Here is a 19,470-nt window from a genome sequence, read left to right as displayed (position 1 = left end):
GCAAGTGTGCACATGGACCTTAATGCGATTTATCTAGTATCCGATTCCGTCGGCGAGACAGCCGATCAGGTGATCCGTTCCGCCCTCTTCCAGTTTGAGACGGAAAACTACCAATTGAAGAAGTATTCCTACGTGCAGACGCTCGAGGAAATCGACGCCATCTGCGCCAAGGCTGGCGAAGACGAGAAAGCCATGATCTTCTACACCTTCGTGCAAAAGGAGATGGCCGACTACATGCAGGACCGGATCGAAAAAGCCGGCCTGATCGGCGTCGACATCTACAGCCCGGTGATGAAGGGCCTGGGCCAGCTGTTCCAGATGAAGCCGCTGGAAAAACCGGGCATCAACCGCCAGCTCAACAAAGATTATTTCAACCGCGTCGAGGCCATCGAGTTTTCCGTCAAATACGACGACGGACGCGATCCGCGCGGCATCGAAAAAGCCGACATCATTCTGATCGGCGTATCCCGCACATCAAAAACGCCGCTCTCGATCTATCTGGCGAACAAGAATGTGAAAGTCGCGAACATTCCGCTCTTTCCGGAATCGAAGCCGCCGAAAGAGATTTTCTCGATAGCGCCGGAGCGGATCATCGGTCTGATCAATTCGCCGAAAAAACTCAACGAAGTCCGCAAAGAGCGCCTGAAAACGTTGGGACTGCCGCCCTCAGCCAGCTATGCCGGCATGGAACGCATCCTCGAAGAACTCGAATATGCAGACCAGATCATGAAACAGATCGGCTGCGAAGTCATCGATGTTTCGAACAAAGCGATTGAAGAAACTGCTGACCACATCCTGCATTACATGGATGTCATGAACATCAGCCGTAAACATTTATAAACCAACCAGATGGAGGAAAAGAATATGACTAAGCAATGGGTTTATCGTTTTTCAGAAGGCAAGAAAGAACAAAAGATGCTGTTGGGAGGAAAAGGCGCGAACCTCGCCGAGATGACCAACCTTGGCTTGCCCATCCCTCCAGGATTCACGATCACAACGGAATCCTGCATCCATTATTTCGAAGAAGGCAGAACGCTCTGGACCCCGCTCCTGCAGCAGATCGATTCCGCCCTAATCGACCTGGAAAACGCGGTCGGGAAATCTTTCCATGATCCTGCCAACCCGTTGCTGGTGTCGGTCCGTTCTGGTGCCGCCTTCTCGATGCCCGGCATGATGGACACGATCCTGAATTTGGGGCTGAACGATGCTTCCGTCGCAGGCCTGGCTGAACAGACGCAGAACCCGACTTTTGCTTTCGACAGCTACCGTCGTTTCATCCAGATGTTTGCCGATGTCGTGAAATCCGTCCCACGCATCCATTTCGAAGCAATCTTGGATAAAATCAAAAATGAGAACGGTTACGAGTTCGACAACCAATTGACTTTGGAAAATCTGACTGAGTTGGTCGCGCAATACAAATCCGTCTACCAACGCGAAACCGGCGAAACGTTCCCGCAAAACCCACTGGAGCAACTGCACCAAGCCGTCCAGGCTGTCTTCACTTCATGGAACAATGAAAGGGCTATCTTATACCGCGATATCCACAACATTTCGCATGATCTCGGCACAGCCGTCACCGTCCAAAGCATGGTCTTCGGAAACCGCGGCAACGATTCCGGTACCGGCGTGGCCTTCACGCGCAACCCGGCGACCGGCGAGAAAAAACTGTTCGGCGAATTTCTGATGAATGCGCAGGGTGAAGATGTCGTTGCCGGCATCCGCACCCCTTTGGACATCGATACCCTGCAGGAAGTAATGCCAACCGTCTACAATGAATTCAAGACCATCGCCCAAAAACTGGAAGACCACTATGCCGATATGCAGGACATCGAATTCACGATCGAAAAAGGCAGACTGTTCCTGCTCCAGACCCGCAACGGGAAACGCACAGCAGCCGCAGCGGTCGCAGTAGCTGTGGACTTGGCTGAAGAAGGCCTGATCACGAAAGAAGAAGCCGTCATGCGCACCGAAACCGACCAATTGGACAAATTGCTCCATCCTACTTTCGACGCGAAAGCCTTGGTTGAAGCCACCTTATTGGCTACCGGGCTCGGCGCTTCTCCTGGAGCGGCATCCGGACATATCTACTTCTCCACAGCCGACGCCGAAGCGGCACAAAAGGACGGCCTGCCGGTCATCCTGGTCCGCCGCGAAACATCTCCTGAAGATTTGGCCGGCATGATGAGTTCCGAAGGCATCCTGACGGCACGTGGCGGCATGACTTCGCACGCGGCAGTCGTGGCCCGCGGTTTGGGCAAATGCTGCGTGGCCGGCTGCACAGCTGCAGTCATTGATGAAGAAAACAAAACCGTCGTCATCGATGACGTGACCCTGCACCAAGGCGACCTGCTGTCGCTCGACGGCGCAAGCGGCAGAGTCTACGCCGGCACCATCGCCAAACAGAACCCAACTTTGGGCGGCAAATTCAGCACCTTCATGGAATGGGTCAATGAAATGAAAGTGCTGCAGGTCAAAGCCAATGCGGACTCCCCGACTGACGTCAAGCAGGCGTTGGCCTTGGGCGCGGAAGGAGTCGGCCTTTGCCGGACTGAGCACATGTTCTTCCATAATGATCGTATTCCGGTTGTCCGCCAGATGATCCTTTCCCGTTCTCTGGATGAGCGCAAAAAATACTTGGATAAGCTATTGAGAATGCAGCGCCAGGATTTCCAGGAAATGTTCGCCTTGCTACAGGAACGTCCGATGACCGTCCGCTTGCTGGACCCGCCTTTGCATGAATTCCTGCCGACCACGGGTGCCGACAAAGCTGCGCTCGCAGAAGCCATGGGAATCAGCCTGACTGTATTGGAGGCGCACATCGACTCCTTACATGAGGTCAACCCGATGCTCGGCCACCGCGGTTGCCGTCTGGCTGTCACCTACCCGGAAATCTACCGGATGCAGGCGCGCGCTATCATCGAAGGCGCCATCGAAGCAATCGAAGAAACCAACAGCACAATCACACCGGAAATCATGATTCCGTTGGTGTGCGATGTCGATGAACTGCGCTATGTCAAAGCAGAGATCGTTGCGGAGATCGAGGAGGTCTTCGCTGAAAAAGCAACAACCATCCCTTACTTGATCGGAACGATGATCGAGATTCCGCGCGCGGCCGTCACTTCCGATGAGATCGCTTTGGAGGCAGACTTCTTTAGTTTCGGCACGAACGACATGACCCAGATGGGCTTCGGTTTCTCCCGCGACGATGCAGGCAAGTTCCTGCAGGAATACGAAGACAAAGGCTTGCTGAAGCCGAATCCGTTTCACTCGTTGGATGTCAAAGGCATCGGTAAACTCGTCAAATTGTCCGCCAAATTGGGCCGCGAAACCAATCCTGGTTTGGTACTGGGCGTATGCGGCGAACACGGCGGCGATCCCGAATCCATCGCCTTCTTCTCAAGCGTTGGCTTGGATTACGTTTCCTGCTCGCCGTACCGTGTGCCGATCGCCCGCTTGGCTGCCGCGCAAGTTGCGATCAAAGAAAACAAAGCAAAAATGTCTGTTCAGAACGATGCTGTTTTGAGCAACACAATCTGACCAAATTGAAAACAACCCCACCAGCCATCATCATTGCTGGTGGGGTTGTTTTTGTGCAGATTCGGGATTGTCGGATAATTTGAGTTTATCCGACAATCTAAAGGCAACATCCAGACCACGATTCTCGTTTGATGCCCTTCGAACATTCCTGCTCTTTCTGATTATTGGTTATTATTCTTATATTGTCCGAATTCTATTGTCAACAAGGCGAAAATGTGGCAGTATAGAGGCATCTTCCGCCTCGGAAAAAAAGGCCGGAAATGAAAAGTCAGCAGACATTTAATCATAACAACGGAGGAATAACAATCATGATGGAATTACCGAATTGCCCCAAATGCGGCTCCCCTTACACTTACGAAGACGGCGTAATGCTTGTCTGCCCCGAGTGCGCCCACGAATGGAGCGCGGATGCGGCTGAAGAAACGAACGCGGACCAACTGATCGTCAAAGACGCAAACGGCAACCTGTTGCAGGATGGCGACACTGTTACGGTCATCAAGGACCTGAAAGTCAAAGGCAGCTCGAGCGCTTTGAAAGTCGGCACAAAAGTCAAAGGCATCCGCTTGGTCGAAGGCGACCACAACATCGACTGCAAAATCGACGGTTTCGGAGCGATGAAGCTGAAATCCGAGTTCGTCAAAAAAGCATAATACAGATTCAAAACAAAGAAAACTGGCGATGGACCCACAAAGGATCCTCGCCAGTTTTTTTATTATCAGACTTGATCGGGTGATACGTTACCATTCTATCCGGCCTCACGCCTTTCATCAGTACGATGGCTGTCACACCTGACAGCTAGGAGATATACGTCGGATCACCGTTCCTTTCCGTTTTGACTTGTTTTGAGAAAGTAGTATGGTCATCACCCCCGTTTGATGCGTGTATTCATGATGATAAGCTCCGTTGATCCCGATCAGGACCAAGAAAAAAACACATGCGAAAGCACGTGCTCTGTCGGGCAATAGAATGAATGGGAAGATTGTTGCACAACAGATCCGCACTGACCTTGAGAAGCGCGCATTTGCAAATTCAACAAGTCCATCCGACTCACCCCTTCGTTTTCGATTGAAAAGTGTCTTGCCCTTGCCTATCATCTTACCCCTATTATACAGGGATAACGCCCGTGTCTCAATTAATTTACCTACATTTTACTCAAATATAACATTCCCTTTTCGTCCGACGAATCGCCGTTTTTGTAAGGGCTATTCTTTGACATTTTCCGGTGGCTTGCATACAGTTAAAACAAAGACGTTCACGATAGCAACTGTAAAAAAAACAAGGGGGTATTTCGACAATGACCACAATCATGATCACCGGCGCAAGCGGTAATATAGGAAGAATTTTGGCGGATCATCTGAAGGAGAGCTACGAACTGACTTTGGTGGATATCCATTTCCATAACGTCGATCCGGCCCTTTTGGAGGGCACCATCGTCAAAGAGTTGGACCTGACTGTCGCCGGCAACTGGGACGGGCTGCTGGAAGGGATCGATTACGTTATCCATCTGGCCGGCAATCCTTCACCCGATGCTATTTTTGACGATGAGCTTATCGATTTGAACTACAAGATGCCCTTCTACCTGTTCAAGGAATCCTCCAAGTACGAAAACTTCGTCAAACGTATCATCTTCGCCAGTTCCATCCATGCCGTCAGCGCTTACCCGAAAAATGTGCAGGTTCACGTCGATGAACCTGTCCGTCCGGGCGATATTTACGGCGTTTCGAAAGTCTATCTGGAAGGATTGGCCAGTCACTTCGCCTTTACCGAAGGCCAAGAATCCATCGGCATCCGCATCGGTAATTTTGATGAAAACCTCGATGAGCCGATCGTCGACGAAGCGGGATTGGCCGAATACCTGTCTCCACGAGACCTTTGCCATTTAGTCGACTGCGCCCTCAAAGCTAAACTTGTTGAGCCGTTCCTGTTGGTGAACGGGCTATCGGATAACCGCTTCCCACGCTTGGACATCTCACAGGCCAAAACTGCCCTCGGTTATCGGCCGAGCGATGATGCTTTTGTGCTGAAGGGCTATTTCCAGGATGACAACGGCGACCCGGTCGAACTGTCCGAAGAAGATTAAGGATCCTCCGATTTGGGAAGACTTATATTATTTTTACGATTCTGCGTATATCCGCGAGCAAAGTTCTATTGAAGAGCCGGAAATGAACTGATATGATGTTCATTGGAGACAATACAAGTGTCAGATAGACGGAAGGAAGTACACTGAATGGCGAAAAAGAACAAAGGCAACCAGATCCAACGCAGAAATGTGAAACCAACAATACCGGAACTGCATAAAAACAATACTGGCGCGGTAACCAATAAAAAACTGCCGGTCGACGAAGATCCGAAATTGCAGAATTCATTCAATTTTACGATGTACGGCATGCTGATCGGGGCTTCAATCGGTTATTTCGCGGGCAACCTGACTTATGGCTTCGGTATCGGCATGCTGACCGGTGGCATAATCGATTCCTACATGAATACGCAGAAGAAAAAGAAGCGCGAAGCCATCCTGAAGGCGCAAGCCGAAAAAGAGCAGAAATAGTTCATTTCACACAAGTGTTTAGCCATTCTGGCATAGTCCGGGATGCGGCTTTGTGCACCGTGCAACTTGCATAAAAAAATCAACTATAGTAAAGTATAACTTAACTGAATAAACCGTTTCACAAAGGGGGGCCGTCCGCGGCTGAGATTGAACATAGATTCTGACCCTTCGAACCTGTTCGTTAGTACGAGCGTAGGGATTGTGATTGAGAATTGAATTTTATTCTCCTCCTTTGTTGATGGTATGTATCGCCCAATAAAGGAGGAGTTTTTTATGTCAAAAAATCTGAACATCTGGATCGAAGGAACCATCATTGCTGCCTTGGCGACCGTGTTGTCCCTGATTCCTTTCAATATCGGCCCAAGTTTTTCCGTAACGGTGGGAGCACCAGTCATGATGCTTTACTGCCTGCGCCGTGGTCTGATCCCAGGCTTCTTCGCCAGTTTCCTGTGGGGCGTGCTGCACATTCTGATCGGGACGGCCTATATTTTAACGCCGCTGCAAGGTTTCATCGAGTACTTCATCGCCTTTGGTTTCACTGGTTTGGCGGGTCTTTTCACGCCGAAAGTGCAACAGGCGATTGCGGATCAAAATAAAAAAATGCTCTTGTGGAATGTCTTTATAGGCACTGTCGTCGGGACTGTCGGCCGCTATTTCTGGCACACGATCGCCGGCTACTATTTCTGGGGATCCTACGCGCCTGAAGGCTGGAGCGCATGGTTCTACTCCATCACGCTGAATGGCGCCAGCGCCTTGGCGACCGGCGCATTCACCATCATGGTGCTGGCTATCATCGCCAAAACCAATCCGCAATTGTACGTTCCGAAAAAATCAGTCCGCGGATACTGATTCTGTGCCGGAACAACCGTTGTTCATGAACTATGTCGGCTGGTTGCATCCGCATTCGACCGGAACAGCCGGCACTTCGCTGATTTCTCGGTTGTTTGCGTCCGCGTCCGGCTGGAACAGCCGACACTTCGCGGTTCTCTCGGTTGTTTGCTTCCGCGTTCGTCCGGAACAACCGACACTTCGCGGAGAGCTCGGTTGTTTGCTTCCGCATTCGGCCAGAACAGCCGACGCTTCGTGGATCTCTCGGTTGTTTGCGTATGAACGCAAAGAGAACAGCCGACAATCCATGACTTGATCGCCCAATTTGGACCGGTAACCCGGTCATGAAACATCCACTTTTAATTACAGAAAAACTGAGGCGTGCTCCAAAATTGGAGCGCGCCTCAGTTTTTTGATTCTATTCGACTAATCCGGACTGGCGTTCCAATGTGAAACCCTTCCCGGCAACCTCATGCACCTGACCGATGATCACAAAAGCAAATGGATCGATGTCGTTGACCAGGGCATTGATGGCCGACATCTTATGCTGCTCGATGACGCACAGCACCGCTTGCTGCTGCGCCCCCTCAAAAGCCGTTTCGATATTCACCAGGGTCAGACCGACATCCTGCACATACAGCAACGCCTCTTTGATTTCCTCGAACTTTTTGGAAATGATGAAAAGCTGCATCTTATTCGTTCCGGTTACCATCACTTTGTTGATGACGATGGACGTCAGGAACACCATGATGAGCCCATAAAGAATCTCTTCCATGCTGGAAAAGAACGCCTGGATCAGCAAAAAAATGACGTCGAACGCATACATTCCCACTGCAACCGGAATGCGGAAATGCTTGTTCAGGAGCAGCGGCGGAATATCCATCCCGCCCGTAGAAGCGCCGACCTTGAACACCAGCCCCACACCCAACCCGCACAGGATTCCAGCGTAGATTGCCGAAAGCAAGATATCGTCAGTCATATCCTGCAAAGCCGGTATTGTTCGGAAAAAAGTCAAAAAAGTCGGGAAAATGATTGTGCTCAGTATCGTCGTCAAGGCGAACTTCCTTCCCAACAACGCGGCTCCGATGAAAAACATGAGACCATTGAAAATCAGCACGACCAACGAAATGTTCAACCCGAAGAAATGATTCAAAATGATGGCAAGCCCCGTCGATCCTCCGGCGATCAGATTCTTCGGCAATATGAATGCCGCAATCTCAAACGCGACGATGATGTTCCCTGCTATGACTGCAACTATCGGTTTTAATGTATGTAAAAGCTTCAAACAAGCCCCCTCCTTTGTATGGGATAACTTTCAGGAAAAAGATATCCACGCCATTATAACAGATAAATGGATGATGGGAAGAACAGTATGCAAATTTGGAAATAATTTAAAGAAAAAAGGAATCCCGACATCAGATATGATGAAGGAAATCCTTTTTTGAATTATTATGCGGCCAAGAAGACTCGAACTTCCACGGGAGATACTCCCACCAGCCCCTCAAGCTGGCGCGTCTGCCATTCCGCCATGACCGCAAAACCAACTATTTCATTATACTTTTGAAGTGGTTTTCTGTCAACGAAAGTTGCAAAATATTTTTTTGAGCATTTTGTTGATAATCTTAAAAAGCCAACTGTTGAAAAGCCGGCTTCATTATTATGCTCCCTTATTCAATTAAGGTAGATTTAACCAATCCATTCAATAGATTATAGTCGACAGGGTACTCTCCCGATCCGATATTGTAGACGTTCTTAACCTTCAGTACCAATGCAGGATTGTTGCCGTTTGGATCAAAAGATACAATCTCTACCTTGATCAGCACAAGATCCTTGAAATCGATCACCAACTTATTCCCGATATCTGCATATTTTTTTGAGTCTATGACTGCTTTTGACAGACTCAAGATATAGACATCCTGTTTGCGGTCCATGATGATTTGCATATTTGACTTTATCTTTTCCGGACCTTCCGCTACGACACCTTTCGTGACGGATAGGCCATCCGCATATTCAACATCAAAAAAGGCATTACTCTCGCCGCTGTTGACTGCCTTGTAATCATCTTTCCATAAACTTTCGAAATCACCATTTCCCAACTTTTCCCACAGTTGGATCTGAAGATTGGCTTTAGTGTAATCATCATCCAAATTTACAAACGGCAATGCTTCACCGTCCCATCGTTCCGTATACTTGGCCGTAGCATCCGCCTTGATTATAGTTGTTCCAGCGGAAAGGATGCCGGCAAAAAACTTCGGTGTGACCTGTCCTACAGATACCTTAACCGTCCTGTTCGTTGCATCCACCACGAGGTCATCCGCCTGGGTGTATATGAAGGCTCCATCCAAATTGTCGTCAAGATATGTACCCACCGTAGCGTTGACAGCAGTATTTACGCCAGTTGTCGTTTTCCCTAACGTAATCGCTCCAGCCAAAGCAGCAGCATCCGCTGCGCTCTGCAGTTGACTCTTTTGGACATACATGTAGCCCACATCGACTACCAGTGCCGTGAATCCTCCTAAGACGCCCAGCAGCAAAGCAACCATGATCAGCGCCTGCCCTGACTCTTCTTTCTTGAAATTCTTGAAGATTTTCAGCATGGCCTGCCCTCCTTTCAAAATATATTCCTCCATAAGACGTTACATCAAAAATCAGTCGGCTCACTAACCGCTTAATCATAAAAAGCTAGTTTATCTCCTAGCTCCAAGACATTACTGAGGGTGTCGGCATTGGCTTCGATCACGCTCTTTGCCTTTTTGATGATTGGGGAAATGCTTCCGGGCTTCATGTTTTTTTGGATATGGATGACCTGATTCTGCTTGTCCAAAAAAATGACATCAATCGGAAAACGCATAAAAAAACAATGCACGCTGTTGCACGGAGCAATCCTCAACCCCATATTTTTGGATATCGCCTTGACTCCCATCAGGCCACGGAACCTTGTCAGAAAGGTATCCGCGGTCTGCAGGTCATCCAAGATAATTTCGTTCGTTCTCATATTGATTATTTTACCCATATCACATTTTACCTTCCAATAGATTTCTGGCTTTGTCTTCTATCAGAGCTTTTTCTGCCTGATAGGTGAATTGATAACCACCGGATTCAAAAACGTCCTGATCAAATATTTCTTTGCTCGTGTAAACTTCACCGTTCAATTTGATGATACCGGGAGGTGTGGTGGCAACCGTTATATGCATAGGCAGATGTGCCTTCGAAAAAGAACGCAACCCTTCCAGCCATTTACTTCCAGATGGATGGAAGCCTATTTCCACAGTCAACAGATAAGGGATTTTTGGCCCCAGCAGAAAGAGATCCGCATCAGTAGTTTCTTCGCCCATTGCAATCCTTAATTTCCCAGCTTTCTTCGACAAACGGAGTTCTTTTGCATCCTCAAGGTTTTCTGTGCGGGAATATTTTAAAGAACGTGCTATTTGCAAAGCTTTTTTCATCTTGAGAGCGTACAGGATTCTTCCCAGCATGAAGATCAGCAGTGGCAACAACAGTAGGGACACTATCAGAAGTGTATTATTAGAAAGAAAAATACCCAAATTTCTGATGAACAGTGCATTCCCTGAGAGCACTGCTATATTTGTTTGCTTGCCCGCTTCCACGCCTGTCAAAGGATCTTCAGCCGCAAGCACCAAGGAGACGGGCTGCTTTTCAAGTGGCATGTCATCAGCCAGTTTCACCGAAAAGGATGTTTCGATCTTTTCTCCGGCTTCCAGCGTCAAAGTCTGCTCATCGGAAATTACCTTTTCCGAAAGCAGTGAAACATGGACAGTTTCGTTCCTTCCTGAATTGTTTACGAGTTGTACCGGAATGGTCAGCTCTCCGCCTGGCTTTCCGAAAAGCTCAGCTTCTGCAAATGTTCCGGAGATCATCCCGCCGGAAACGACCTGATAGTTGCCCAATTCCTTTTCGAGCGTAAACGAACCGCCTTGATAAATCCCTTGAACCATCAAACTGGCAGTGAAATCCCCGTCTTCATCCATAGACAGAGGATATGAATAGATGCCGTCTCCATTCAGCGCATCGCCGCTGTTTTCGGATTCGCTGTCCGACATCGGATGAATTTCCTGACGGCCATCCGAAAAATGTTCGATGAGGCTGAAGCTGGTGATGTTAAGTTCCGGTATGCCCGTCAACGGGACACCGTCCAAGTCAAGCGATCCGGTTATGAATTGGCTTTCCGACAATTTATAGATGCCGTCCTGGATACCCGTTTCACTTATCACTGCTGGGAGTTGTTGAACAGAAACGGATGTGGAATTGCTTGTAACTGCGGTTCCGTTTTCGCTGATCTGTGTTTCCAAAATATAGGTTCCCGCTTGGTCGACGTTCTCATAGGTCGCCACGTACGTACCGTCCTTCAGTACCAAAGGAACCGTTTCTATGTCCGTACTGCCGTTTTTTGAGATCAAAACGGCTACGGACATATCTGCTGTCATCTCCCCGGTAACGGCTACGGCTATTTCAATGGGTTCATCCAAAGAAAGCTGCACATTGGCCTTCGGTTCCTGCATCCAAGCTTTCAAGTTCAAATCCTTATCTCCGAACAACTGTGCAGCACCTGCACCGCTGAGCACCAATTCCCATTCCCCTGCCAATTCCTTATCTGTCTGATTCAGCGTGAGGATGGTGTAACTTTCGGTTTTTTGAATATTCATTTTCCCGGTGCTGTCCAATCCATTTATTGACCGTACCCATGCATCCATGCCTGTTGCGTCAAACGTTACTGCCATCGTAACTTGGGAATCATACCCGTCTATCTGAAAAGGTAAAACCGTTTCGCCCGCAACTGCCACTGTCTCGTTCCAGAATCCCTGTCTGTTCTTCAATGTTCGCAGTACCTCAAAAAAATTGACTGCGATTTCATTGGCATTTCCGAGGAATTTGGCTTCTCCACGCGTTTCGCTGGCGATCCGTTGCAGCGTGCTCGGATCAGCTGTTCCGAATCCGAGCGCGTAGACGGCATAGTTCTTCAGCCCAAGTTGGGCGGTCGTTTGCCAAAGCGATTCCATATAGGATGACATGAAGGCAGCGTCCTCCCGCAGCGCATAGTCCGGCTCCGGGACGCCATCCGTAAGGAAAATGACGACCTTGCGGACATCCTCTTGCGTATAGCTGTCCAATTGCTGTTCGGCCTTTTGCAAGGCCAACTGATAGTTCGTGTTCCCGTTCGCATTGACAATTGGGGCAAGTGCACCCTTTATGGCCTGCTTATTCGTCGCATCCCCAACTTGTTGCAGCGGCGCCAATTCCGTCACTTCAGTAGAAAAGGAGACGATGCCAACATAGTCTTCCGGACTGAGCATACCCACAAAGATATCCGCAGCCGTTTTTCTGAGATTGGCAGGGTCCGTTTCCTTCATGCTGCCGGATGTATCGATCACAAGCGAAACCGCAATTTTCTTAGATGTGCCGGTCTCTGCTGCTGAGTAAACCGGCATGCTTCCGAAGCCGACAAGCGCCATCACAACGCAGATTATCCATCCTTTTTTGATGGTCATGCAGCTCGTCTCCTTTCTTTTTTTACTTCATTAATGTGCCCATTATATTGATGGCAGCTGGCCCCAGGATGACGACGAACAAAGCCGGGAACATGAAAAATACGATCGGAAATAGCATGGTCGTCGGTATTTTGGCCGCTTTTTCCTCCGCACGCTGGCGTTTATTCAACCGCATCGTATCCGCCTGTATCCGCAGGACATTCCCGATGTTGGAGCCCATCTCCTCAGCCTGGATGATCGAAGTCACGAAAGTACCCAAATCAGCGACTTGCGTGCGTTTGACCATGTCCCGCAACGCTTCGGATCGGTCTCGCCCCTTATTCATCTCGTTCATTGTGTAAAGCAGTTCTTCACTCAACGGCCCTTTCATCTTATCTGTGGTCCGGTAGATGGCCATATCGAAGGACAAACCCGCTTCCACGCTCACATAGAGGATGTCCAGGAAGCTCGGTAGGGCATATTTGATTTCCTCTATCCTTTTTTGCGATTTGGATCTCAACGAGAGATACGGGAGCAGGAAACCGATGGCACTCGTCAAGAACACATAAAGGTTATTGGATGGTTGGCCGGTCACTCTCATCAGATAATAGACTGCGAATGAGAGGAGTGTTCCCAACATCAGTTGGATGGCGATGACATTGTTGAACCGCATCTTGTCCCTCGTCCCGCTGCTGTTGAGCAACGAGTCATACTGCTCTTTTATTGCGGAGGGTGCCACATTCCCCAACGCCTGAATCAACCGCTCATAAGCTGGGTTGATGACTCTTTCAGCAAAGGTCTCCCGCATTTCTTCGTCAAAGACATCGCGGGTATCAGCCATCACCTTGATATTGTCAAGTCGTTCGCGCAATACTTGTTTCGGATACAGCAATACTTCATAGAAAAGATAGAACAGAAATGAACTGGTAAGAAACAAAGACACGTATACGAGCAATTCCATGGTGATCCCCCCTATAATTTAATTTTTACGATTTTAGTCAAGACAAAAGCGCCTAGCAGGACCATCCCTCCGGCGATGCCTAATAGGACTAATCCGATTGGATCATTCAGCATGGTCCCCATATAATCAGGGTTAAGGACAAACAAGGCTGCTCCGATCGCCACCGGAAGGACGCCGATTACCCAAGCCGACATCTTGCTTTGGGAAATAAGCGTTCGGATATCCCCTTTCAGTTTGACGCGTTCCCGGATTGTTCCGGAAATGGTGTCCAGAATTTCGGACAGATCGCCGCCTACCTGGAGATGAATCAACAAGGTTGTGATGAAGATATCCAGATCCTCATCATCGGTTCTTTTCCCTAAATCCTCCAGCGCTTCATCCATATTTTTGCCGAAGGAATTATCCCGCAGCACTTTGGCGAACTCATCGGCAATCGGTGCTTCCATTTCCCGGCTGACAACAGCCATTGCCTGCGGAAAACTGAAGCCTGCCCGGAGCCCGTTCGCGACCAAGCTGAGCGCCTGGGGCAATTGATCATTCAGTTGTTTCATGCGCTTCCTGCGGATCGTTTCGATGACGGATTCAGGCAGCCTGAACCCCAATAGAAATCCTATCGACGCCAGGAGCCCATTCGAAGTGAGCAAGAACAAGATGCCCGACAAAGCCAACCCCGAAATAAGCGAAATTTCAATGAACTCGATCGGCTTCATCTTGATGTAGGCCTGCAATAATTTCGTCTTTATCTTTGCATAATAATTGGATTTCTCGATGTTTTTGATTGCTTGCCGCACCAATCCTTTCAGCATGCTGGTCTGTTTTTTTGCTTCCTCTGCCTCATAGGGATCGAAAGATTCCCCTGCTTGCATCAGCCGATTTTTGACGGAATAGCGGTGTTCAAAGAACAATAGAAATAACGCATAAAACAAGCAAAGCGCCGTCGTAAAAACAAGCAACAACACTAACGTTCCCATATTAAAACCCCTTTCTTAAAGGGTCTATATTCGTTCCGCCCGTCTTGAACAGGCTAGACGGAACCGTTTCTCCATGAGCTTGGATTTTATCCAAGAAATTCGGCATGATCCCCGTAGCCTGGTGTTTGCCTTTCACGACACCCTTTTCATCGATGCCGTTCTGCCGGAATGTGAATATATCCTGTAAGGTGACCATTTCGCCCTCCAAACCGACGATTTCACTGATTTTCGTCACCTTCCGGCTGCCGTCAATCATCCGTTCCACCTGGACGATAAGATCGATGGCGGCCGCCACTTGTTCACGGATGGCGCGCGAGGGCAATTCGATGCCGGACATCATCACCATCGTCTCCAAGCGGGAAAGGCTGTCCCTTGGTGTGTTCGCGTGGATCGTCGTCAAGGAACCGTCATGGCCTGTATTCATGGCCTGCAGCATATCCAGCGCTTCCCCGCCACGGACCTCCCCGACTATGATGCGATCCGGGCGCATCCGCAGCGAATTGACGACCAGATCGCGGATTGTGATGTTTCCTTTTCCTTCAATATTTGCAGGCCGTGATTCCAACGTGACCACATGTGATTGCTGCAGTTGGACCTCGGCGGCATCCTCAATCGTCACGATCCGCTCAGACTCAGGTATGTAGCTGGACAGGACATTCAGCAACGTTGTCTTCCCTGAGCCGGTCCCTCCGGAAACCAGGATGTTGGTCCTTCCCTTTACGCACAAACGGAGAAACTCTGCTATATCGCCGCTGAGCGTACCGAAGGAAATCAAATCATCGGTCGTCAAAGGGTCTTTGGAGAATTTCCGGATTGTGATGGAAGGACCTTTCACAGCCAATGGCGGAATGATGATGTTCACCCGCGATCCATCTGGCAATCGGGCATCCACCAATGGGGAACTCTCGTCAACCCTTCTTCCGAGCGGCGAGATGATTTTATCGATGATGTGCATAACATGTTTGTCATCCCTGAATTCGTTGTCCGTCTGAATGATCTTCCCCATGCGTTCAATGAAGATTTTTTTGGGGCCGTTCACCATTATTTCGGTGATTGAATCATCACTCAATAAGTCACTAATCGGACCGAATTGGTAAATCTCATTCATGACGGATTGGTTCACTTTTTGTTTATCCGCAAAGGACAGGTGCCGCTTTTGTTCAAAGATGATGCTGCCGATGATTTCATTGATTTTTTCCTGGTTTTTTTTCTGCACAGAGACATCGTTGCCGTCCTCTTTTGTCGCAGAAATTTGGTCTATCACAATCTGCAGAACCTCATAGGCCAATTCATCCAGGTCCCTCCGCCTCTTCACAAGGCCATTTTGAGTTTCCTTTTTTTCTTCACGGCTGGCGCTCTCCGTCAAACCAAAGTTCCCGTAAGATCCTAGATTCATGTCTTTCACCCTCTTTTATGTGTGCATTCTGATTTATGCCTTCAGTGGCTCATTCTGTTCGAATTGTATCTTCATTTTATCGATGTTTTTGGAAAGGATGTTTTTAGGATATTCATGGACAAGTGGTACGCCGCGGTTCAACGATGAAAGCACCCTGCGGTAATCGAATCCGATCGAAGCATCCACCTTTTTATTCAGAGTGGCTTCCACATCATTTTTCTTGATGTCCCCTCGGCTATCTGCTTTGTTCAGGACGATGCGGATCTTCGATTGTGGAAAATTCAAATCTTTCAAGGTGACCAACATGGATTTGATGTTGCGGACCGAGGAGATTTCAGGGGTGGTGATGACCAGGAGATGATCGGCCAGAGCCAAAGCGGGCATAATCGTTTCGAAGAACCGGGCAGGCATATCAACAATGACATAGTCAAAGGATTCCCGCAGGGCTTCCAGAATGATCCGGATATGTTCCGCATTGATGAATTCATTCAGCGATGGCTGACTGTTGGCAGGCAGCAACTTGATGCCTGATTCATGCGGAATGAGGTAGCTTTCGATCAAGTCGCTGTCCACATGTCGAATGTCATCGATGACATCCGAGATAGTGAATTTGGGATACAGATTCAAGGCCAAAGCTGCGTTGCCGAAATCGAGGTCCAAATCGACCAGTACAACCCTTTTTTGAGAGTCCTTTGCCAAAGTCGCCGCCAGATTGATGGATACGAACGTTTTGCCCACCCCTCCCTTGGTGCTGAATACTGTATACACCTGCCCCAATTCGCTCTTCCTGATTTTCTTTTGCGGGGCTGCCTGCTTGGCGGTGCCGATGCGCTCCTTCAGTTGATGGATGCGGTAAATGGCGTTCATCAATTTTTCCGGATCGATCGGTTTGATCAGCACATCCTTCGCTCCAGCAAAAAGCGCGTTGTGCATGGTCTCTTCCTGCAGCTCCCCTTCGATCATTATGATGCCGGCTTGAGGATAGTGGGAAGAAATTTTTTGCGTGAATGCGTAGCGTTCGTCCTTGCTTCCCGCTCCAACCAAAAGGATGTCCGCTGGGGAGCGTTCCATCATTTGCCAAGCATCTTCTTCAGCTATGAAATCTCCGATTAATTGAATGTAATCAATGTTTTTCAACATGTCGACCAGGTCCAGACGCTCGGTTTCTGAGTCCGCTAGTAATATCACTCTCATTTTATTCACTATACTCACCGCTCTCTCCAAGAATCAAAATTTTCCGTGCCATAGCTGGGTACTTCCTGTTTTGCGGTATCAACCGGATTACGCAAGGTGAAGTGGAAGCTGCCGCTCAAATTCGCATAGGCGATCACTTCTGCCTGTGCCGGGGTAACCAATAAGGTCAGGGATGTCGGGACTGCCGATTCAGCTTCAGCGGCTGCAACGTTCGGCCCCGTTTCCAACACTTCAATATTCTGCAATTGGGTGTAGACAACCTGTACCCCATCGGAAGGGACATAGCTGACCAGAATATCCAGCTTATCCCCTGAAACGATGTATCCGCCCACGCCGTTGACTTCCGATGCCGGCACTGTGATTGCCCGCATGTTTTCCGGAATCCGGTAGGACAATTCCGACTCCCCTGTGTCCAAAACGATACGGTCGCTCAATACTTGTTCGCCTGCGATCAAATTCGTCGTCGTTGTGCCACCGACCACATCCGCGATTTCTGTATATGTGTCCGCATGGACCGCTTCCGTCGGTATCTCCTTGACTTCCAGCATCTCCTCCGTCACTTTGACGTGGGCTGGGATTTCACTGAGCGCGACGACTATCTGACTCATTTCTACCTTATTCTCCTGGCTGGCTGCCTTCACTTGGCCTAAATAAAGATAGACCATGGCCGTTGTGATCAACGCCAATACAGCAGTGATGATCCAAACTCTCTTTTTGGTCTTCATAAACCGCTCACCTCTCCTACTTGTTGCATAATAAAATCCGATAGAACAACCAACGAAACAGTTCTACTCCATCCGCATCGTCACACTGCTCGTTATGAGCATATCATCCTTGATATAAAGGCCGACAAGCGGTTCCTTATCATACTTGATGGTCACTTTTACGTTATCTGCCGAAACCGTTACCGTCACGTCGCCAGGCGCCAATGTTCCCACGCCCATATATGCATTCGCAGCAGCAAAAGCTTTAGTATAGGCTTGAGCGCTGTTCTCTTTTCCTACCACAGAGCTTGCCCGCGCCCCTTCCCTTGCTGCGCCGGTAACGGTTATTTTTGCATTCAGCATCCAGCCGTATTCCAGCATTCCCAGGACCAAAAGCAACAGAATCGGCAACACCAGCGCAAATTCAACAAGTGACTGGCCTTTTTCATTTTTTCGTAATTTTGATAATAGCCTCAAGAATGCCACCTTCTTTCATCAGAAAATATGGATCCCTTGACTGGTTGCCAGCAAGACAAGTACGGTTCCGCCCGCGATGGCAACGCCATAGGGAATATAGATTTTCTTGTACGTTTGCCCATCTTTGACGTAACGTTGCTGGATCTGGTCGATTGTTTTGTTGTAGCCCATCTGGTTCAGGAGATGGAATAACTGACCGATCAATGCCAAGATCATTTTTTTGAGTGTGTCCTTCAATTTTCCTGTATAAAGCAGATAGACCAGGACCATCACTCCACCGACCAAAGCTGAATAGAGCGCCGTGACCAGTGAAAAGCGCCAGCCCATCAAGGAGCCGATGGCTCCCATCAATTTGACGTCCCCGGCCCCCATGCCGCCCATCACAAAGGGCAGGAAAAAAATCGCCAGTCCGGCGAACATCCCGAGCAGGCTTTGCAGCAATCCTATCCAACCTCCCGTAATGATGTTGAACAGAATGCCGATGAGAATGCCCGTGAAAGTTATTTTGTTCGGAATTTTTCGCTCTTTCAGATCAAAAAATCCCGATACCGCGACGAGCATCAGCAGCAGTAAGTTGTTTGCCGTAACCATAGTAATTGCTCCTTTCATGTTCTTAGTTTTTATTTTTGGATAAATGAATTATTATTTTATGATTGCTGGATCATATGCGGATATTATGTTGGAGGTTTTTAGAAAAAAATCCCGCCGGAATCAGCGGGAATATAAAATAATAGTAATTTTTTTCTTGGATAGCTTATTATTTTACTTGAGTCGGCGCAGTCGTGCTCGCCCCACTTAGAGACTTTGCAATTGCACTAAATTGTGTACCAACAGCTTCGGTAATCCATGGTCCAACTGTGACTAATACTAAAGAAATTAATGCAATAATCAACGCATACTCAACTAACCCTTGTCCTTCTTCTTCCCTAACTAATCTTCTAATGATTTCCATGATAATTTCCTCCTCTTTCTATCCGTATTTTTAATGTTGTTGTTGTTTATGAGGTGGCTTCGTTTGCTGAAGTCACTTCAATGAGCAACAACTCCATTTTTCAATCGACATACTTTCCCGGTGCATATCTATTCAAAAATGGAGGCCATCGGAATGAATCCGTTAATGGCAATTACATTAAATAATTCTAATGTAGTTATTTACAAGTTACCAAAAAAAGGTTATATTAATAATAAATATATTTTATCATCTTACAATTTATCAGCGCTTTGAAAAGAGCGTTAAACCTACCTTGATTGTATGTTCATCCCACTAACTTAAAGGTAAGTAACTTGGTAGTTGCTGGATTACAAAGATTTGGGTGCGGTGAAAAATTCAGAAGCTGAAGCAAGTATTTGATGGATTTCAAAGAAGAG

General features: G+C 48.3%; 18 protein-coding genes, 1 tRNA gene and 1 riboswitch. Of the genes, 6 read left to right on the top strand and 13 right to left on the bottom strand.

Annotated elements, in window-relative coordinates; all coding sequences use genetic code 11:
• Positions 1–12: 12 nt before the first annotated feature.
• From ACTCCX_RS00410 to thiT, 6 genes are all read left to right on the top strand, one after another.
• A complete protein-coding gene (locus ACTCCX_RS00410) occupies positions 13–840 on the top strand; it encodes a pyruvate, water dikinase regulatory protein (RefSeq protein ID WP_463274212.1) in 828 nt (275 codons plus the stop codon).
• 24 nt (positions 841–864) lie between these two features.
• On the top strand, positions 865–3,537 hold the full coding sequence (gene ppdK / locus ACTCCX_RS00405) for a pyruvate, phosphate dikinase (RefSeq protein WP_463274211.1): 2,673 nt from the start codon (positions 865–867) through the stop codon (positions 3,535–3,537).
• A gap of 308 nt (positions 3,538–3,845) precedes the next feature.
• On the top strand, positions 3,846–4,187 hold the full coding sequence (locus ACTCCX_RS00400) for a zinc ribbon domain-containing protein YjdM (RefSeq protein ID WP_463274210.1): 342 nt from the start codon (positions 3,846–3,848) through the stop codon (positions 4,185–4,187).
• A 644-nt stretch (positions 4,188–4,831) separates the two neighbouring features.
• Positions 4,832–5,617, top strand: a complete 786-nt coding sequence (locus ACTCCX_RS00395; RefSeq protein ID WP_463274209.1) for an NAD-dependent epimerase/dehydratase family protein — start codon at positions 4,832–4,834, stop codon at positions 5,615–5,617.
• A gap of 147 nt (positions 5,618–5,764) precedes the next feature.
• Positions 5,765–6,085: a hypothetical protein gene (locus tag ACTCCX_RS00390; protein ID WP_068561744.1), complete on the top strand. Its 321-nt coding sequence runs from the start codon at positions 5,765–5,767 to the stop codon at positions 6,083–6,085.
• A 114-nt stretch (positions 6,086–6,199) separates the two neighbouring features.
• Positions 6,200–6,301, top strand: a riboswitch (TPP riboswitch).
• 57 nt (positions 6,302–6,358) lie between these two features.
• Positions 6,359–6,934, top strand: a complete 576-nt coding sequence (gene thiT, locus ACTCCX_RS00385; RefSeq protein WP_463274208.1) for an energy-coupled thiamine transporter ThiT — start codon at positions 6,359–6,361, stop codon at positions 6,932–6,934.
• Between the two features lie 397 nt (positions 6,935–7,331).
• Here the strand turns inward: thiT and ACTCCX_RS00380 are convergent, their stop codons facing one another.
• From ACTCCX_RS00380 to ACTCCX_RS00320, 13 genes are all read right to left on the bottom strand, one after another.
• Positions 7,332–8,198, bottom strand: coding sequence for a YitT family protein (locus tag ACTCCX_RS00380; RefSeq protein ID WP_463274207.1), 867 nt, complete (start codon positions 8,196–8,198; stop codon positions 7,332–7,334).
• A 167-nt stretch (positions 8,199–8,365) separates the two neighbouring features.
• A tRNA-Leu gene (locus ACTCCX_RS00375) sits at positions 8,366–8,449 on the bottom strand.
• Positions 8,450–8,580: 131 nt separating this feature from the next.
• On the bottom strand, positions 8,581–9,510 hold the full coding sequence (locus tag ACTCCX_RS00370) for a pilus assembly protein TadG-related protein (protein ID WP_463274206.1): 930 nt from the start codon (positions 9,508–9,510) through the stop codon (positions 8,581–8,583).
• 71 nt (positions 9,511–9,581) lie between these two features.
• Positions 9,582–9,926 (bottom strand): DUF192 domain-containing protein, encoded by a 345-nt coding sequence (locus ACTCCX_RS00365; protein WP_463274205.1) that lies wholly within the window; start codon positions 9,924–9,926, stop codon positions 9,582–9,584.
• A gap of 1 nt (position 9,927) precedes the next feature.
• The gene (locus ACTCCX_RS00360) at positions 9,928–12,420 is read right to left on the bottom strand and encodes a vWA domain-containing protein (protein WP_463274204.1); all 2,493 of its coding nucleotides are present in this window, start codon (positions 12,418–12,420) and stop codon (positions 9,928–9,930) included.
• A 22-nt stretch (positions 12,421–12,442) separates the two neighbouring features.
• Positions 12,443–13,360, bottom strand: a complete 918-nt coding sequence (locus tag ACTCCX_RS00355; RefSeq protein WP_463274203.1) for a type II secretion system F family protein — start codon at positions 13,358–13,360, stop codon at positions 12,443–12,445.
• A gap of 11 nt (positions 13,361–13,371) precedes the next feature.
• Positions 13,372–14,331: a type II secretion system F family protein gene (locus ACTCCX_RS00350; RefSeq protein ID WP_463274202.1), complete on the bottom strand. Its 960-nt coding sequence runs from the start codon at positions 14,329–14,331 to the stop codon at positions 13,372–13,374.
• 1 nt (position 14,332) lies between these two features.
• Positions 14,333–15,727, bottom strand: a complete 1,395-nt coding sequence (locus tag ACTCCX_RS00345; protein WP_463274201.1) for a CpaF family protein — start codon at positions 15,725–15,727, stop codon at positions 14,333–14,335.
• Between the two features lie 33 nt (positions 15,728–15,760).
• Positions 15,761–16,921: an AAA family ATPase gene (locus ACTCCX_RS00340; RefSeq protein WP_463274245.1), complete on the bottom strand. Its 1,161-nt coding sequence runs from the start codon at positions 16,919–16,921 to the stop codon at positions 15,761–15,763.
• 14 nt (positions 16,922–16,935) lie between these two features.
• Entirely contained in the window at positions 16,936–17,646 is a 711-nt protein-coding gene (gene cpaB / locus ACTCCX_RS00335) for a Flp pilus assembly protein CpaB (protein ID WP_463274200.1), read from the bottom strand.
• Positions 17,647–17,709: 63 nt separating this feature from the next.
• Positions 17,710–18,102, bottom strand: coding sequence for a TadE/TadG family type IV pilus assembly protein (locus tag ACTCCX_RS00330; RefSeq protein WP_463274199.1), 393 nt, complete (start codon positions 18,100–18,102; stop codon positions 17,710–17,712).
• An 18-nt stretch (positions 18,103–18,120) separates the two neighbouring features.
• Complete coding sequence (locus tag ACTCCX_RS00325) at positions 18,121–18,693, bottom strand: A24 family peptidase (protein ID WP_463274198.1); 573 nt, start codon at positions 18,691–18,693, stop codon at positions 18,121–18,123.
• Between the two features lie 166 nt (positions 18,694–18,859).
• Positions 18,860–19,054, bottom strand: a complete 195-nt coding sequence (locus ACTCCX_RS00320) for a Flp family type IVb pilin (protein WP_463274197.1) — start codon at positions 19,052–19,054, stop codon at positions 18,860–18,862.
• Positions 19,055–19,470: the final 416 nt, after the last annotated feature.

The organism is Trichococcus sp. (genome assembly GCF_055118575.1).
The sequence above is the reverse complement of the archived record's forward strand: the minus strand, read 5'-3'. Positions and strand labels throughout refer to the sequence as shown.

Excerpts from the sequence above, each read along its gene's own strand:
- thiT (WP_463274208.1), top strand. The coding sequence starts at position 6,359 with ATGTCAAAAAATCTGAACATCTGGATCGAAGGAACCATCATTGCTGCC.
- ACTCCX_RS00395 (WP_463274209.1), top strand. The coding sequence starts at position 4,832 with ATGACCACAATCATGATCACCGGCGCAAGCGGTAATATAGGAAGAATT.
- ACTCCX_RS00355 (WP_463274203.1), bottom strand. The coding sequence starts at position 13,360 with ATGGAATTGCTCGTATACGTGTCTTTGTTTCTTACCAGTTCATTTCTG.
- ACTCCX_RS00320 (WP_463274197.1), bottom strand. The coding sequence starts at position 19,054 with ATGGAAATCATTAGAAGATTAGTTAGGGAAGAAGAAGGACAAGGGTTA.
- ACTCCX_RS00390 (WP_068561744.1), top strand. The coding sequence starts at position 5,765 with ATGGCGAAAAAGAACAAAGGCAACCAGATCCAACGCAGAAATGTGAAA.
- ACTCCX_RS00365 (WP_463274205.1), bottom strand. The coding sequence starts at position 9,926 with ATGGGTAAAATAATCAATATGAGAACGAACGAAATTATCTTGGATGAC.
- ACTCCX_RS00410 (WP_463274212.1), top strand. The coding sequence starts at position 13 with ATGGACCTTAATGCGATTTATCTAGTATCCGATTCCGTCGGCGAGACA.
- ACTCCX_RS00350 (WP_463274202.1), bottom strand. The coding sequence starts at position 14,331 with ATGGGAACGTTAGTGTTGTTGCTTGTTTTTACGACGGCGCTTTGCTTG.
- ACTCCX_RS00370 (WP_463274206.1), bottom strand. The coding sequence starts at position 9,510 with ATGCTGAAAATCTTCAAGAATTTCAAGAAAGAAGAGTCAGGGCAGGCG.
- ACTCCX_RS00360 (WP_463274204.1), bottom strand. The coding sequence starts at position 12,420 with ATGACCATCAAAAAAGGATGGATAATCTGCGTTGTGATGGCGCTTGTC.
- cpaB (WP_463274200.1), bottom strand. The coding sequence starts at position 17,646 with ATGAAGACCAAAAAGAGAGTTTGGATCATCACTGCTGTATTGGCGTTG.
- ppdK (WP_463274211.1), top strand. The coding sequence starts at position 865 with ATGACTAAGCAATGGGTTTATCGTTTTTCAGAAGGCAAGAAAGAACAA.
- ACTCCX_RS00325 (WP_463274198.1), bottom strand. The coding sequence starts at position 18,693 with ATGGTTACGGCAAACAACTTACTGCTGCTGATGCTCGTCGCGGTATCG.
- ACTCCX_RS00400 (WP_463274210.1), top strand. The coding sequence starts at position 3,846 with ATGATGGAATTACCGAATTGCCCCAAATGCGGCTCCCCTTACACTTAC.
- ACTCCX_RS00345 (WP_463274201.1), bottom strand. The coding sequence starts at position 15,727 with ATGAATCTAGGATCTTACGGGAACTTTGGTTTGACGGAGAGCGCCAGC.
- ACTCCX_RS00340 (WP_463274245.1), bottom strand. The coding sequence starts at position 16,921 with ATGAGAGTGATATTACTAGCGGACTCAGAAACCGAGCGTCTGGACCTG.